Below are 15,600 nucleotides of genomic sequence, written 5' to 3' on the forward strand. Positions count from 1 at the left end.
GTGAGTCTACGGAGTCACCGGTCGAAACCGCAGGTCGGTGTCGACATCGTCGGTCTCGGCGCGGTGCCAGCCGTGGGCGAAGGCGACGATGTCGGCGGCGGCGCGCCGCTCCCTCGTCACGAGTACGACGTCCGCCGCCGTCGCGCGGGCGGCGATCCCGGCGCGGGCGAGCGCCGAGACGAGCTCGTCGGCGTCGACCGGGCTGCCGAACGGGGTGCGCGCGGCGGGGTCGGCGGCGACCGCCTGGATGACGGCCTCGCGGGCGCCGTACCCGAACAGGTCGGCCCCGTCGGCCCGGATGAGGGCGCGGGCGCCGGGGCCGTCCTCGCCGGGGGCGAGGACCAGGTCGGCGCGCCCGCGCAGCACGGCGCAGGGCCGGGCACCGAGCTTGCCCTGGGCGAGCTCGACGGCGGAGGCGATCTCGTCGGCGACGGCGGGTGCGGTGACGGCGAGCTGGTTGCCGTGGGCGTCGACCCGGCCGGCGAACGACTCGAGCACGGCCAGGCCGGCGGCACCGATGGCGATGTCGGTCTGGCCCTCGCGCCAGGCGCGGCCGGCGGTGTCGGTGACGACGACGCCGACGTTGACGCCGCGGCGCTCGGCCACCGCGGCCCGCAGCCGCCGGGCGGAGGCGTCGGGGTCGAGCGGGAGGAGCACGACGGACCCGGCGGTGACATTGGACGCGTCGACGCCGGCCGCGGCCATGGTCAGGCCGAGACGGTTGCGCACGATGCGGGTCGGGCCGCGGCGGGCGACGAGGCGCTCGGTCTCGGCGTCGATCCACGCCTCGCGGTCGCCGTCCTCGATGCGGCCCTCGGCCTTGCTGACCACCTTGCTGGTCACGACGAGCACGTCGCCGTCGCGCAGGTCGTCGGGACCGAGCGCGGCGAGCAGCGCGGTGGCGAGGTCGTCGCCCGGACGGATCTCGGGTACGCCGTCGGGGGCGGTCACGCCCAGCATCAGCGCACCAGCCCGATCGCGGCCGCGGCCATCGCGGCGGTGGCGTCGTGGTCGGTCATCATCAGCGGTACGGCGGCCGCCCGGATCCCCGCCGCCTCGAGCCGCGCCACCTGGGCGGCGTCGCGCTCGTCGACCAGCCAGCCGTCGAGCACCCCGCCGGCCGCGCGGGCGCCGTAGTTGAGGCCGACGCCGGCCGCGCTGACCTCGACGCCGATGGAGGTGAGCATCTGCTCGGCCATGCCGCGCACGTGGCTGGAGCCGACGATGGGGGACAGGCCGACCACCTTCGCCTCGGTCGACCGCACGGCCTCGCGCAGGCCGGGGACGCCGAGGATGGTGCCGACCGACACGACCGGGTTCGACGGCGGCAGGACGACCAGGTCGGCGCCGGCGATGGCGTCGACCACGCCCGGCGCGGGCGTCGACTGGTCGAGGCCGACGAACACGACCTGCTCGGCGGGGACCTCGGCGCGCAGCCGGACCCAGTACTCCTGGAAGTGGACGACCCGCTTCCCGCTGGCGCTCTCGGCGTCGGCGACGGCGACGTGGGTCTCCACGCGGTCGTCGGTCATCGGCAGCAGGCTCAGTCGGTCGCCGTACGTCGGCGTCAGCCACCGACGGCACAGCGCCTCGGTCACCTGGGAGAGCGGGTAGCCGGCCTCGAGCATCTGGGTGCGCACCAGGTGCGTGGCGATGTCGCGGTCGCCGAGGCCGAACCAGGTCGGCTCGACGCCGTACGCCGCCAGCTCCTCCTTGGCGCTCCAGGTCTCGGCCCGGCGGCCCCAGCCGCGCTCGAGGTCGATGCCGTCGCCGAGGGTGTACATCACGGTGTCGAGGTCGGGGCAGACCTTGAGGCCGTGGATCCACCAGTCGTCGGCGTTGTTGGCGACCACCGTCACGTGGGCGTCCGGGGCGACACCGGGTAGGGTTCCGGCCGCGATGCCGTGGAGCAGGCCCTGCAGGAACCGGGCCCCGCCCATGCCGCCCGAGAGGACGGTCAGCCGCCGAGCAGGTCGGCCCGGGGATCCATTGGCTGTCGCGTGAGGTGTCGAGTCCACGGGGGACAACTGTGCCGTGCCCGGAAAAGGCTGCGAGCACGGGGCTCCCCATAGCAGACTCAACCTTGACTGTTTGGGTATGACACGTATGTAATTACAGAGATGTCGTTCGGGGCATCGGGTCGAGACGTAAGGGGCGAAATCGTGAGGGAACTGTTCCTGGTCGAAGCAGAAACCGATGAGCTGGGGTGGCAGGAGCGCGCGCTGTGCGCGCAGACCGACCCCGAGGCGTTCTTCCCGGAGAAGGGAGGATCGACGCGTGAGGCCAAGAAGGTCTGCCAGACCTGCGAGGTGCGCATCGAGTGCCTGGAAGCCGCGTTGGGCAACGACGAGCGCTTCGGGATCTGGGGTGGCATGTCGGAGCGTGAGCGCCGCAAGCTGAAGAAGCGCGCCGTCTGAGGCGTACGACGCGCGGTCGGTCCACCCTGACGGTTCGCCCCCTTCGGGCCGTCGGTCGTAGGGTCTGACCTCGTGTCGCAACAACCCGAGGTGGCTGTCCTCCTGGTCAGCCACGACGGCAGCTCCTGGCTGCCGGCGGTCCTCGACGGCCTGCTCGCGCAGACCGCGCCCCCCATGCGCGTGGTGGCCGTCGACACCGGCAGCAAGGACGGCAGTGCCGACCTGGTCCGGGCGGCACTGGCCGGCCGGCTGCCCCTCGAGCAGCGGTCCCTGGCCGGCGACACCGGGTTCCCCGATGCGGTCGCCGAGGGGCTCCTCGTGCTGGCCGAGACCGGCACCCGTCCCGCGTGGGTCTGGCTGCTCCACGACGACGCGAACCCCGCGCCCGACGCGCTGGCCGCGCTGCTCGCCGTCGCCGCGCAGCGTCCCGACGCGGACATCCTCGGCCCCAAGCTGCGGGAGTGGCCCTCGCTGCGCCGGCTCCTCGAGCTCGGCGTCACGATCAGCGGCACCGGCCGGCGCGAGACCGGCCTGGAGCGCGGCGAGTACGACCAGGGCCAGCACGACGAGGTCCGCGAGGTGCTCGCGGTCAACTCGGCCGGCATGCTGGTACGTCGCGAGGTGCTCGAGGAGCTCGGCGGCTTCGACAGCGCGCTGCCGATCTTCGGCAACGACATCGACCTGGGCTGGCGCGCGGCCGCGGCCGGGCGCACCACGCTGATCGTTCCCGACGCCGTGGTCTTCCATGCCGAGGCCGCGCACCGCGGGATCCGCCGTACGCCGCTGACCGGGCGGCACACCCACTTCCAGGAGCGTCGCGCCGCGCTCTTCACGCTGCTCGCCAACGGCCGCGGCGCGACGCTCCCGCTGCAGGTGCTGCGGCTGACCCTCGGCTCGCTGCTGCGCGTCCTCGGCCTGCTCGGCGTCCGGGCGGTCGGCGAGGCGCTCGACGAGCTCGCGGCCCTGCTCTCCGTGCTGCGCCACCCGGGGAGGATCCGGGCCGCGCGCCGGTCCCGGGCCGGCACCGACCGCGCGCGGGCACGCCGTCTGCTCGCCCCGTGGTGGCTGCCCTACCGCCACGGCCTCGACTTCGCCTCCGACCTCGTGGCCGCCGCGACCAACCAGGCCGCCGACGTCGCCGACCGCCGCCGGATCGCCGCCGCCGAGCGCGACGCCGCGGCCGGCCCGCCGCCGGCGCGTCACCGCGACGAGGACGAGGACTTCGCCGACACCGGCATCGTGGTCCGCTTCCTCACCAACCCGGTCGCCGTCGCGACCGCGATCACGGTGCTGGCGCTGTTGATCGGTGTGCGCGACGTGGTCGGCGGAGTGGCCGGCGGCGCGCTGTCGCCCGCACCCGACGGCGTCGGCGCGTGGTGGGCGCTGCACCTCGAGGGGTGGCATCCGATCGGCTTCGGCAGCAGCGTCCCGGCGCCGCCGTACGTCCTCCCGCTCGCCGTCCTCGGCCTCCCGTTCGGGCCGTCGCTGCTGATGTCCCTGCTGATGGCGCTGTCCGCGCCGATCGGACTGTGGGGCGCCTGGCGGTTCCTGCGGGTGGTGGGTCGCCTGGTCACGCCGTACGGCGCGCCGCGCTGGCTGCTGCTGTGGGGCTCGGTCACCTGGGCGCTGGTGCCGCTGGTCGCCGGCGCCTGGGGCGGCGGTCGCTGGGGAGTCGTCGTCGCATCGGCCGTGCTGCCGTGGATGGCGCATGCCGCGCTCGGCTTCGCCGACCCCGACGCCGGCCACCGCTGGCGGGCCGGCTGGCGCACCGGACTGGCCCTCGCCCTGCTCACCGCCGTCGCACCGCCGGCGTGGCTCGTGGTCGCGGTGCTCGTCGCCGTGCTGCTCGGCTGTGCGGTGCGGCTGCTGCCCAGCGAGCTCGGGGAGCGCTCGGTGTGGGGACCGCCGGTGCTGGCGCTCGCGGTCCCGCTGCTGGTGCTGCTGCCGTGGTGGCTGCCGGCCCTGCTCGAGGGTGGGCTCGCCGGCACCGTGCTCGACATCGGTCGCTGGCCGACCACCGCCACCTCGGGGTGGGACCTGTTCGCCGGCCGCCTCGGCGGTCTCGGTGCGCCGGCCGCGATCGGGCTCGTGCTGCCGGTGCTGGCGCTGCTCGCGCTGATCCCGCGGGCCACCCGGATCCCCGTGGTCGTGTGCTGGCTGGTCGCCGCCATCGCCGCCGTGGTCGCCGTCCCCTTGGCGATCACGACCGTCGACATCGCCGGTCCCGTCGGGCAGCAGCCCGGCCTCGGCGCCGTGCTGCTGGTGCTGCAGGGCGCCTGGATCACCGCGATCCTGCTCGGCGGCCTCTCCCTGCATCACCTCGGCGACCAGGCGAAGCCGGCCCAGGCGATCCTGGCGCTGGCCGGCGTCGCCGGGCTGGTCGCGCCGCTGGTCGGCCTGGTCTGGTTCGCGGGCTGGGGTGCCGAGGAGCTGCGCGACCCGCCGGCGTCCGACGTCCCCGTCTACATGGCCCAGCGCGCAGAGCAGGCCGAGCAGAACGGCGTGCTGGTGCTGCGGGGCAGCAAGGACACCGGCCTGAGGTACGACGTCCACCGCGGCGACGGCCCGACCGTCGGCGAGGACGAGATCGCCGCGCTGAGCCCCGAGGACGAGAAGGTCACCGCGACCATCCGCTCCCTGGTCACCTCACCCGATCCCGACGCCGTGGCCCGGCTCGCGGACCTCGGCATCCGCTATATCGTCCAGGCCGCGCCCGCCGACGGCTCGGTCGCCGCCGGCCTCGACGCCACCACGGGTCTCGTGCAGGCCAGCTCCGAGCGCGGCACCCGCGCCTGGCAGGTCAGCCCGGAGCCCGGCCCGCTGCCCGGCCACCACGCCTGGCTGCGCTGGCTCCTGCTGCTGGTCCAGGCGGTCGCGATCCCGGTGCTGATCGTGCTCGCCCTCCCGCCGCTGCGAAGGAACCGCGATGAGTGATCCCCGGCAGGACCCGCCGAGGTCGGGTGGCCGCCGCGCGGCCGTGGCCCGCCGCCGGCGAGTCGACATCCTCGTGGCGCTCGCCGTCGTGCTGCCCGTGGTCGTGACGCTCGCGCTGGCCGCGATCGGCCATGAGCAGAACCCGGTCGCCGGGCCGCAGCCGCCGAGCACCTCGGAGCTCACCTCCGCCACGGTGGTCTGCCCGAGCGGCACCCGCGCGACGAGCGCGACCCGGGTCGGTCGCACCCCCGGGGTCGCGGGCGGCGAGCTCTCGGTCCTGGTCGCCCCCCGAGACGGGGCCGAGGTGGTCGCCGGCGCGCCGGTCAGCGCCTCGGCGGGCGGCACGGGCGTCGTGGTGGACGGGTCCGGGTCGGTCGTCCTCGACGGCAGCGGCGCTGCCGCGCCCGGTCTCATCGCCGGCCGCGACGACCCGCTGGCCGTGCCGGAGTGCCGAGCCCCGGCGTACGACGAGTGGCTGGTCGGCCTCGGCGCCACGGCCCGCTACGCCACCACCCTCGAGCTGGTGAACCCCGACGACGGCGAGGCGGTCCTCGACGTGGCGCTGCTCGGTCCCGACGGACCGGTCGAGGAGCCCGCTCTGCGCGGGATCCAGGTGCCCGCGCACGGCGTCCAGCGCATCGACCTGGCCGCCTCGGCGCCGCGTCGCGAGCTCACCGCCGCCCACGTCACCGTGACCCGGGGCCGGGTCGCGGTGACCGCCCGGACCACGCGCGACCAGCTCGGCCGCGGCCGGGTGAGCACCGACTTCCTGCCGACCCAGGCCGCCCCCGACACCGACAACCTGATCCTCGGCATACCCGGGGGCGCGCGCGGCGCGACGCTGACGGTCGCCAACCCGGGGGAGAGCGAGGTCCGCGCGCAGGTCCGGCTGGTGACCGCCGACGCGACCTTCACGCCGACCGACGCACCCGAGGTCACGGTCGGACCGCACGCCCTGCGGGAGGTCGCTCTCGGCCCGCTGCTGTCCGGCGAGAGCGGGGCCGGCGTGGTCGGCGTCGTCGTCGAGTCCGCCGACCCGGTCGTCGCGTCGGTGCGCCTGGTCTCGCGCAGGGACCTGGTCCTGCTCGCCCCCGCGATCGAGGTGCGCGAGCCCACCGCCGCCGTCGTGCCCGCGGGCGAGAAGACCCTGCTGCTCGGGCACGCGATCCGCACGGGTGTCGTCCACGTGACGTCGTACGGCGCGGACGGGGCGGCGCTGCGCGAGGACCAGGTCGAGATCGCCCCCGGCCGGACCGCCTCGCTGGCGCTCCCGCCGGAGGCGGTACTGGTCGCCGTCGAGCCGCGCAACACCCGGATCGCGGGCGTGATCTCGCTGCCCACGACGAGCGGGCAGCGGGGGCTCGCGACGCTGCGGCTGCGGCCCGCCGAGACCCACGCCCGGATCCCGGTGGTCTCACCGGAGTAGCGCGGCGCGCGGCAGCGGGAGGTCGGTGCCTACAGGCCGGCTCAGTCGTCGTCGAGGTCGGACGGGTAGCGGGGGTCGACCTCGTGCGGCTCGATGCCGAGCAGCTCGGCCACCTGCTCGACCACGATCGCCAGCACGATCGCCTCGAGGTCGGCACGGTCGGCGGCCCGGTGCTCCAGCGGCCGGCGGAAGACGACCAGCCGGGTGGGTGTCGTACCCGACCCGCGCACCAGCGACGACAGCGGCACCCGCCCCGAGTCCCAGTCGTCGGGGAGCTGCGGCGCGTCCTCGACGGCGTACTCCACCAGGCCGAGGTGCTCCGACCAGCGCTGGTCGATGTCGGTGACCACGTCGAGCATGATCTTGTCGAACACCTCGCGGCGGCTGCGCGGCAGCGGTGGCCGGTGCCCGGTCGCCGTGAGCGGCTGCACGGCCGGTCCGCGCATCCCGCGCCCACGCCGGTCGCGGCGTCGGCGGGGGACCAGCTCGTCGTGCTCCATGCCGCGAGCCTATCCGCGGCTCGCCCGGGGGAGCGGTAGCGTCTGCGCCGTGAGTGTGACGGCCAACGCGGGACCGCGGAGCCTGCGAACCTGCTCGCGCACGGCCTGCGGCCGTCGCGCGGTCGCCACCTTGACCTATGTGTACGCCGACTCGACCGCTGTCCTCGGGCCGCTGGCGACCTACGCCGAGCCGCACGCCTACGACCTGTGCGACATCCACGGCGAGCGGCTCTCGGCGCCCCGCGGCTGGGAGGTGGTCCGGCTCGCGCTCGGCACCCAGCAGCCCGGCCCGAGCAACGACGACCTGCTCGCCCTCGCCGACGCGGTCCGCGAGGCGGCGCGTCCGGTGCGGCGCGAGCCGGTCGAGGCGCCGCGTGAGCCCGGTCGCGAGGTGGCCCGCAAGGGGCACCTGCGGATGCTCACCACCGACTGAGTGCGACGGGCTACTAAGGTCGGGGCATGGTCACGACCAGTCCTGACAACCTCGGCAAGGTCTTCAAGGCCTACGACGTGCGCGGCCTCGTGGGTGAGCAGCTCGACGAGGAGCTGGCCCGGGCGACCGGTGCGGCGTACGTCGAGGTGCTCGGTGTCGAGGCGATGGTGATCGGCTACGACATGCGGCCCAGCTCGCCCTCCCTCGCCGGGGCGTTCGCCGACGGCGCGACCGCGGCCGGAGCCGACGTGACGATGATCGGCCTGGCCTCGACCGACCAGCTCTACTTCGCCTCGGGCCACCTGAGCCTGCCGGGCGCCATGTTCACCGCGAGCCACAACCCCGCGGCCTACAACGGGATCAAGATGTGCCGCGCGCTGGCGCAGCCGGTCGGCATGGAGAGCGGCCTGGCCGAGATCCGCGACCGGGTCGCGGCCGGCGACCCGCCGGCCGCCGGGGGACGCACCGGCTCGATCAGCTCCCACGACGTGCTCCAGGCCTACGCCGCCCACCTGCTCGCCCTGGCCCCGGTCGCCGGTCGCCGGCTGAAGGTCGTCGTCGACGCCGGCAACGGCATGGCCGGCCACACCGCGCCGGCCGTCTTCGGCCGCCTCGCCGACCAGGTCGAGATGGTGCCGCTCTACTTCGAGCTCGACGGCACCTTCCCCCACCACGAGGCGAACCCGATCGAGCCGGCCAACCTGGTCGACCTGCAGAAGGCGGTCATCGCCGAGCGGGCCGACATCGGCCTGGCCTTCGACGGCGACGCCGACCGCTGCTTCCTCGTCGACGAGCGCGGCGCACTGGTCTCGCCGTCCACGCTGACCGCCCTGATCGCCGCGCGCGAGCTCGCCAAGGAGCCGGGCGCCACGGTGATCCACAACCTGATCACGTCGCGCGCGGTGCCCGAGATCGTCACCGAGCTGGGCGGCAAGCCGGTCCGCACCCGCGTCGGGCACTCCTACATCAAGGCCACGATGGCCGAGACCGAGGCGATCTTCGGTGGGGAGCACAGCGGACACTTCTACTTCCGCGACTTCTGGCGTGCCGACTCCGGCATGCTCGCCGCGCTGCACGCGATGGCCGCACTGGCCGAGGCCGACCGGCCGCTCTCCGAGCTGCTCGCCGGGTACGCCCGCTACCCGCTGAGCGGCGAGATCAACAGCACGGTCGCCGACCAGGGCGCGGTGCTCGCCGCGCTGGAGTCGGCGTACGGCGACCGGGACGGGGTCGCCGTCGACAGGCTCGACGGGCTGAGCGTGGCCCATGCCGACTGGGCGTTCAATGTGCGCGCCTCCAACACCGAGCCGCTGCTGCGGCTCAACGTCGAAGGGAAGGACGAGCCCACCATGGCCCGAGTGCGCGACGAGGTCCTCGCGATCATCCGGAGCGGCAAGTGAGCGCCGAGCAGGGCGGGATCGCGGCCGAGCTGCTGGCGATCATCGTCTGTCCCTCGTGCAAGGGCGAGCTCGCGGTGACGCCCGCGGGGGAGTCGGTGGAGCTGGTGTGCCAGGGCTGCGGCCTCGCCTACCCGGTGCGCGACGGCATCCCGGTCCTGCTGGTCGACGAGGCACGTAAGCCGGCCTGACATGGTCTGGTTCGACGAGTCCCGGCTGGACGACGAGGCGGCGCTCACCGCCGCCGACCTCCGGCTGCGCACGCTGGCCGAGTCCGGCTCCCGGGTACGCCGGGAGGTGGACGGGTGCGCCGAGGCGATCGCCGAGGCGGTGGCCCGCTCGATCGAGACCCGCCCACGGGCGGTGATCGCGGCGGGACCCGACTCCCGCCTGCTGCGGGCGGTCCTCGAGCCGTTCTGCCCGGTGCCCTTCGTCGCCTGGCCGTCGCCGGCGCTGCCCGGCTGGGCCGGCAGCCTCGACCTCGTCGTGGTGCTCGCCCCCGAGGGCGGGGACGCCGGCACCGCGCTGGCCGTCGCCGAGGCCGCGCGCCGCGGCTGCCAGCTCGTCGTGGCCGCGCCGCCCGGGTCGATGGTCGCCGAGCACGCGACCGGGCGCTGGACCACGCTGCTGCCGACCAGGACCGGCGACCAGCTCGCGACCGCCGTCGCGATGCTGTCCTTCCTGGACCAGGTCCACCTCGGTCCGAGCGCCGGGCCCGAGGCGGTCTCCGAGGCGCTCGACACGGTCGCCATCGCCTGCTCGCCGCACCGCGACATCTCGATCAACCCGGCCAAGATGCTGGCGATCTCCCTGGCCGACGCCGCTCCGCTGGTCTGGGGCGGCTCGGTGCTCGCCGCCCGGGCCGCGCGCCGGATCGCGGAGTCGATCCGCCGTACCTCCGGACGCACCGCCCTCGCCGGCGACGCCGAGCACCTGCTCCCCGTCGTCGAGGCCGCCCGGCCGCGCAACGTGTTCGCCGACCCGGTCGCCGACGGCACCGGCGATCGCCGTCCGGTGCTGGTCATGCTCGACGACGGCGTCGACGACCCGGTCGTCCGCGACCAGCGCCAGCGTCTCGAGGACGCCGCCCGCAGCCAGGACGTCCGGATCGAGCACGTCTCCTCCGAGGCGACCGGCGAGGTGGCCCGGTACGCCTCGCTGCTGCTCAGCGGCACCTATGCCGCGGAGTACCTGCGCCTCGGGCTCGTGGAGGACTGACCCGCCCGGACTCGGGTTGTCTGACACTTGGTCTCCCCACAGGGAGTTCGGGTACCAAGGAGAGATGGCCTCAACTCCTCGGGACCCGTGGCTCGACAACGCGAAGATGGGCCTGGTCACGCTCGTCGTGATCGGGCATCTGCTCGCTCTGCTGCCGGCCGACGGCCCGGGCGGGCGGCTGTACGACTTCGTCTACCTGTGGCACATGCCGGCGTTCGTGTTCCTCTCCGGCTACCTGTCGCGCGGCTTCCGGTACTCGCCGGCGCGGGTGTGGCAGCTGGTGACCACCCTGCTGGTGCCCTACGTCCTCTTCGAGGGCGCACTGGCCTGGTTCCGGACCAACGTCGGCGACGAGCGTCTCTCGGACCTGTGGACCGATCCGCACTTCCCGCTCTGGTACCTGCTCGCCATGGTCGTCTGGCGCCTCGCGACCCCGCTGTTCCGGCCGCTGCGGGGCGGCGTGCTGGTCGCGGTCGGCGTCAGCGTCGCCGGTGGTCTCCTTCTCGCGGGGGACTGGACCCGGTGGCTGGACGCGCCGCGGATCGTGGGCTTCCTGCCCTTCTTCGTGCTCGGCCTGAAGACCACTCCCGAGGCACTGGCGTGGCTGCGCGGCCGCTTCCCCGCCCTGCTCGGCGTCGCGACCTTCGTCGCGCTGTGGGTCGCCGCCGGCTCGCTCGACGCCTGGGCCGGCCGTGACTATCTCTACCAGCGCCCCGTCGCCCTGCTCGACGACCCGACGTCGACGGTGGTCCTCACCCGCCTGCTGATCCTGCTCGCCGGGGTGGCCGGCGCGCTCGCCTGGCTGAGCGTCGTACCTCGGATGGGGGGCTGGTTCAGCCGGATGGGCTCGGCGACGCTGGTCGTCTACCTCTGCCACGGGTTCGTGGTGAAGGAGCTGGAGTACCTCGGCTTCGTCGAGTGGGCCCACGATCGCACCTGGCTCGGCCTGCTCGCCGCCGTCGGCGTCGGCATCGCCGTCGCGCTCACCCTGGCCGCCCCGCCCGTACGCCGGGTGCTCGAGCGGGTCGTCGACCCCTTCGACGTCGCCCACCGCCGGGTGCGGGAGGCGGTCCAGCTGACCGGGGTCGTCCACGAGCAGGAGCGGGACGCCGCGGAGGCGGGGCTGGTCGCCACGGGCCGGTAATCTTCGGGCCATGTCTCTCCCCACGGACCGCGCCTGATGAGCGCCGGCCTGTTCGGTCTGCTCGACGACGTCGCCGCCATCGCCAAGATGGCTGCCGCGTCGATGGACGACGTGAGTGCCGCGGCCGGCAAGGCGACCGCCAAGGCCGCCGGGGTGGTCATCGACGACACGGCGGTGACGCCGCAGTACGTCCAGGGGGTGGCGGCCGCGCGCGAGCTGCCGATCGTGAAGAAGATCGCGATCGGCTCGATCCGCAACAAGCTGCTGATCATCCTCCCCGCGTCGCTGCTGCTCAGCGAGTTCCTGCCGGGTCTGCTGCCGATCATCTTGATGGTCGGCGGCACCTTCCTCGCCTACGAGGGCGCCCACAAGATCTGGCACCTGCTCGGCGGGCACGACGACCACGAGACCCCCGTCGCCGAGATCAGCCCCGAGGCCGAGAAGGAGCTGGTCTCGGGAGCGATCCGCACCGACCTGATCCTGTCGGCCGAGATCATGGTGATCGCGCTGGCCTCGGTCGAGGACGAGGGCTTCTGGACCAAGCTCGCCACGCTGCTCGTCGTCGCCGTGGTCATCACCATCGCCGTCTACGGCGTCGTCGCGCTGATCGTGAAGATGGACGACGCCGGCCTCAGCCTCGCCCAGCGCTCCTCGGCCCTCGCCCAGAAGGTCGGGCGCGGCCTGGTCGCCTCCATGCCGCGACTGCTGGCGATCATCTCGGTCGTCGGCACCGTCGCCATGCTCTGGGTCGGCGGCCACATCCTGCTGGTCAACGTCCACGAGGTGGGCTGGTGGGATGCGCCGTACACCTGGGTCCACGACCTCGAGCACGACATCGAGCACGCCGTCCACGGCTTCCTCGGCAGCGCCCTGGCCTGGCTGGCCAACACCGGCGTCTCCGCGGTGATCGGCCTGGTCGTCGGCTCGATCGTCGTCGGGATCGTGCGGGTGCTGCCGTTCTCCGGCGACAAGGACCCGATCGAGCGGTACGACGGCGGCGAGCCCGCCGCGCACTGACGCGGGCCCGCCGTCGGTCGCTCAGACCGCCGGCAGCTGGAGAGTCGCGTCGACCGCGGCCGCGAGCTCGCGGCCCTTGGTCTCGAAGTGGCGGCGGAAGTAGCCCGTGTGCTCGTCGTGCTCGTGGAAGTGGTGCGGCGTGAGCACCGCCGAGAACACCGGGACGTCGGTCTCGAGCTGGATCCGCATCAGCGCGTCGACCACGCTGGAGGCTACGAAGTCGTGGCGGTAGATGCCGCCGTCCACGACCAGGGCCGCCGCCGCGACCCCGGCGTACCGGCCGGACCGGGCCAGGCGGCGCACCTGCAGCGGGATCTCGAACGCGCCCGGCACGTGGACCACCTCCACGGCGTACCCGCGCGGCGCGAGCTCGGTGCGGAAGGTCTCGACGGCCACGTCGACGATGTCGGAGTGCCAGCGGGCCGCGACGATGGCGACGGTGCCGGTGCCGGTGGGAGCAGTGGGTGACATGGGTTCTCCTGTTCGCGTGTCACCCAGGGCGTGACGACGCGCGGTGGGGGGTTCCACCCCGCCCTGAGAACGTGTGGGAGCAGCGTACTGGTCGCCCGCAGGAGGCCGAGTCCGGGCCGGGCCGGAGCGGGCCCGTGGAGGGACGAGGGACCCGTCGATGATTGCCGGGGGCCGAGTGAGCGCTTGTAAGGTGTCTCACGTCATGCGCGGGAGATCCCGACGATGCGCAGATGCGCCGCAGGACCCAGCTGTCACACGACACTCGAACCTCGAGGATCACTCATGGACTACAAGGTTGCTGACCTGAGCCTGGCCGAGTTCGGCCGCAAGGAGATCGAGCTCGCCGAGCACGAGATGCCCGGCCTGATGGCGATGCGCGCCCGCTACGGCGTCGACCAGCCGCTCAAGGGCGCCCGGATCGCCGGCTCGCTGCACATGACCATCCAGACCGCCGTGCTGATCGAGACGCTCACCGCGCTCGGCGCCGACGTCCGCTGGGCCACCTGCAACATCTTCTCGACGCAGGACCACGCCGCCGCCGCGGTCGTCGTCGGCCCCAAGAGCACCGGCGGCACCGTCGACGATCCTCAAGGCACGCCCGTCTTCGCCTGGAAGGGCGAGACCCTGGCGGAGTACTGGGACGAGGCCGAGAAGGTCTTCGACTTCACCGACGCCGACGGCACCAAGGTCGGCCCCAACATGCTCCTCGACGACGGTGGTGACATCACCCTGCTCGTCCACAAGGGCGTGGAGTTCGAGAAGGCCGGCGCCGTGCCGGGCCAGGACTCGACCGACAACGAGGAGTTCAAGGAGGTCCTCCGGGTCCTCGCGCGCTCGCTCGACAACGACCCGCAGCGCTGGACCAACATCGCCAACGGCATCAAGGGCGTCACCGAGGAGACCACCACCGGTGTCCTGCGCCTCTACGACCGCTTCAAGGAGGGCTCGCTCCTCTTCCCGGCGATCAACGTCAACGACTCGGTCACCAAGTCCAAGTTCGACAACAAGTACGGCTGCCGCCACTCGCTGATCGACGGCATCAACCGCGGCACCGACGTGATGATCGCCGGCAAGACCGCGGTCGTCTGCGGCTACGGCGACGTGGGCAAGGGCTCCGCCGAGTCGCTGCGCGGCCAGGGCGCTCGCGTCATCATCACCGAGATCGACCCGATCTGCGCGCTGCAGGCGGCGATGGACGGCTACGAGGTCAAGCGCCTCGAGTCGGTCGTCGACTTCGCCGACATCTTCATCACCACGACGGGCAACTTCGACATCATCCGGGTCGAGCACTTCGAGCGGATGAAGAACCAGGCCATCGTCGGCAACATCGGCCACTTCGACAACGAGATCGACATGGCCGGTCTCGCGAAGATCCCCGGCATCGTCAAGGACGAGATCAAGCCCCAGGTCCACCAGTGGATCTTCCCCGATGGCAAGAAGGTCATCGTCCTCTCCGAGGGCCGCCTGCTGAACCTCGGCAACGCGACCGGCCACCCGTCGTTCGTCATGTCGAACTCGTTCACCAACCAGGTGCTCGCGCAGATCGAGATCTTCACCAAGACCGACGAGTACCCGATCGGCGTCTACGTGCTCCCCAAGCACCTCGACGAGGAGGTCGCCCGCCTCCACCTCGACGCCATCGGCGTCGAGCTCACCGAGCTCAACCAGGCGCAGGCCGACTACCTCGGCGTCCCCGTCGAGGGCCCGTACAAGTCGGAGCACTACCGCTACTGAGTCGTCTGGCGCGAGCGCGTCGCCGCCGGTCGGGGCTTCCGCTCCTGGCGGCGCCGCGCTGTCGCGCGCTGGTGTCGAGGAGGCCCGGCACCGTGGTGGTGCCGGGCCTTCGTCGCGCTCCCGCCTAATATTGCGGGCGTGACCCCGTCCACCAGCGCGCCGTACCCCACGAAGGGGCGTGTCCTCGTCGTCGACGACGACGCCCCGCTCGCGGAGATGCTCGGCATCGTGCTGGGGCAGGAGGGCTTCGAGAGCCGGGTCTGCCCGCGCGGGGACCTGGCGCTGGCGGCGTTCCGCGAGTACCGCCCCGACCTGGTGCTGCTCGACCTGATGCTGCCGGGCAAGGACGGCATCGACGTGTGCAAGGAGATCCGCGCCGAGTCCGGCGTGCCGATCGTGATGCTGACCGCCAAGGGCGACACCGTCGACGTCGTGGTCGGGCTGGAGTCGGGGGCCGACGACTACGTCGTCAAGCCGTTCAAGCCCAAGGAGCTGGTCGCGCGGATCCGGGCCCGGGTCCGACGTACCGACGCGGTCGCGCCGGAGACGCTCACCATCCGCGACGTCGAGATCGACGTGGCAGGACATGCCGTGACCCGGGGCGGTGTCGAGGTCTCGCTGACGCCGCTCGAGTTCGACCTGCTGCTGTGCCTGGCCCGCAAGCCGGGTCAGGTCTTCACCCGGCAGGTGCTGCTGGAGGAGGTCTGGGGCTACCAGCATGCCGCGGACACCCGCCTGGTCAACGTGCATGTGCAGCGGCTGCGCTCCAAGGTCGAGCACGATCCCGAGCACCCCGAGATCGTGCTGACGGTGCGTGGTGTCGGCTACAAGGCCGGCTCCGCGTAGGCCCGCGGCGGCCGGGCCGGGCCGCCGCGCGCTCGACGGACTGCGCCGGTGCTGGGGGTGGCT

At 73.4% G+C, this 15,600-nt stretch carries 15 protein-coding genes; 11 read left to right on the top strand and 4 right to left on the bottom strand.

Annotated features, from left to right (window positions below; translation table 11 throughout):
- Window positions 1-6: 6 nt before the first annotated feature.
- Window positions 7-960 (bottom strand): coenzyme F420-0:L-glutamate ligase, encoded by a 954-nt coding sequence (locus tag ACUP6Y_RS06805; RefSeq protein WP_462554995.1) that lies wholly within the window; start codon window positions 958-960, stop codon window positions 7-9.
- Window positions 960-2,018 (bottom strand): 2-phospho-L-lactate transferase, encoded by a 1,059-nt coding sequence (gene cofD / locus ACUP6Y_RS06810; RefSeq protein ID WP_462554996.1) that lies wholly within the window; start codon window positions 2,016-2,018, stop codon window positions 960-962. The genes ACUP6Y_RS06805 and cofD overlap by 1 nt, the downstream gene beginning before the upstream one ends.
- A gap of 144 nt (window positions 2,019-2,162) precedes the next feature.
- On the opposite strand from cofD, the gene ACUP6Y_RS06815 reads away from it, so the two are divergent.
- The 3 genes from ACUP6Y_RS06815 (at window position 2,163) to ACUP6Y_RS06825 (ending at window position 6,777) form a co-directional block, all read left to right on the top strand.
- Window positions 2,163-2,417, top strand: coding sequence for a WhiB family transcriptional regulator (locus tag ACUP6Y_RS06815; RefSeq protein WP_282428505.1), 255 nt, complete (start codon window positions 2,163-2,165; stop codon window positions 2,415-2,417).
- Window positions 2,418-2,507: 90 nt separating this feature from the next.
- Window positions 2,508-5,351: a glycosyltransferase family 2 protein gene (locus ACUP6Y_RS06820; protein WP_462554997.1), complete on the top strand. Its 2,844-nt coding sequence runs from the start codon at window positions 2,508-2,510 to the stop codon at window positions 5,349-5,351.
- Window positions 5,344-6,777, top strand: coding sequence for a DUF5719 family protein (locus ACUP6Y_RS06825; protein ID WP_462554998.1), 1,434 nt, complete (start codon window positions 5,344-5,346; stop codon window positions 6,775-6,777). The genes ACUP6Y_RS06820 and ACUP6Y_RS06825 overlap by 8 nt, the downstream gene beginning before the upstream one ends.
- 41 nt (window positions 6,778-6,818) lie before the next feature.
- On the opposite strand, the gene ACUP6Y_RS06830 is transcribed toward ACUP6Y_RS06825, so the two are convergent.
- The gene (locus ACUP6Y_RS06830; RefSeq protein WP_462555000.1) at window positions 6,819-7,277 is read right to left on the bottom strand and encodes a metallopeptidase family protein; all 459 of its coding nucleotides are present in this window, start codon (window positions 7,275-7,277) and stop codon (window positions 6,819-6,821) included.
- 49 nt (window positions 7,278-7,326) lie between these two features.
- Between ACUP6Y_RS06830 and ACUP6Y_RS06835 the strand changes: the two genes are divergently transcribed.
- The 6 genes from ACUP6Y_RS06835 (at window position 7,327) to ACUP6Y_RS06860 (ending at window position 12,486) form a co-directional block, all read left to right on the top strand.
- On the top strand, window positions 7,327-7,710 hold the full coding sequence (locus ACUP6Y_RS06835) for a DUF3499 domain-containing protein (protein WP_462555002.1): 384 nt from the start codon (window positions 7,327-7,329) through the stop codon (window positions 7,708-7,710).
- Window positions 7,711-7,736: 26 nt separating this feature from the next.
- A complete protein-coding gene (locus tag ACUP6Y_RS06840) occupies window positions 7,737-9,110 on the top strand; it encodes a phosphomannomutase/phosphoglucomutase (RefSeq protein WP_462555004.1) in 1,374 nt (457 codons plus the stop codon).
- Complete coding sequence (locus ACUP6Y_RS06845) at window positions 9,107-9,298, top strand: Trm112 family protein (protein ID WP_462555006.1); 192 nt, start codon at window positions 9,107-9,109, stop codon at window positions 9,296-9,298. Before ACUP6Y_RS06840 ends, ACUP6Y_RS06845 begins: the two co-directional genes overlap by 4 nt.
- Before the next feature lies 1 nt (window position 9,299).
- A complete protein-coding gene (locus tag ACUP6Y_RS06850) occupies window positions 9,300-10,325 on the top strand; it encodes an SIS domain-containing protein (RefSeq protein WP_462555007.1) in 1,026 nt (341 codons plus the stop codon).
- A gap of 64 nt (window positions 10,326-10,389) precedes the next feature.
- A complete protein-coding gene (locus tag ACUP6Y_RS06855; RefSeq protein WP_462555008.1) occupies window positions 10,390-11,469 on the top strand; it encodes an acyltransferase family protein in 1,080 nt (359 codons plus the stop codon).
- A gap of 36 nt (window positions 11,470-11,505) precedes the next feature.
- Entirely contained in the window at window positions 11,506-12,486 is a 981-nt protein-coding gene (locus tag ACUP6Y_RS06860; protein ID WP_462555009.1) for a DUF808 domain-containing protein, read from the top strand.
- A gap of 21 nt (window positions 12,487-12,507) precedes the next feature.
- Here the strand turns inward: ACUP6Y_RS06860 and ACUP6Y_RS06865 are convergent, their stop codons facing one another.
- Entirely contained in the window at window positions 12,508-12,957 is a 450-nt protein-coding gene (locus ACUP6Y_RS06865; RefSeq protein ID WP_462555010.1) for a 6,7-dimethyl-8-ribityllumazine synthase, read from the bottom strand.
- A 282-nt stretch (window positions 12,958-13,239) separates the two neighbouring features.
- Here ACUP6Y_RS06865 and ahcY point away from each other — a divergent pair, with 282 nt between their 5' ends.
- Together ahcY and mtrA are read left to right on the top strand one after the other, a co-directional pair.
- On the top strand, window positions 13,240-14,691 hold the full coding sequence (ahcY, locus tag ACUP6Y_RS06870) for an adenosylhomocysteinase (protein WP_462555011.1): 1,452 nt from the start codon (window positions 13,240-13,242) through the stop codon (window positions 14,689-14,691).
- Window positions 14,692-14,829: 138 nt separating this feature from the next.
- Window positions 14,830-15,537: an MtrAB system response regulator MtrA gene (gene mtrA, locus ACUP6Y_RS06875; RefSeq protein ID WP_462555012.1), complete on the top strand. Its 708-nt coding sequence runs from the start codon at window positions 14,830-14,832 to the stop codon at window positions 15,535-15,537.
- Window positions 15,538-15,600: the final 63 nt, after the last annotated feature.

It is taken from the genome of Nocardioides sp. S5-5, from assembly GCF_054954065.1.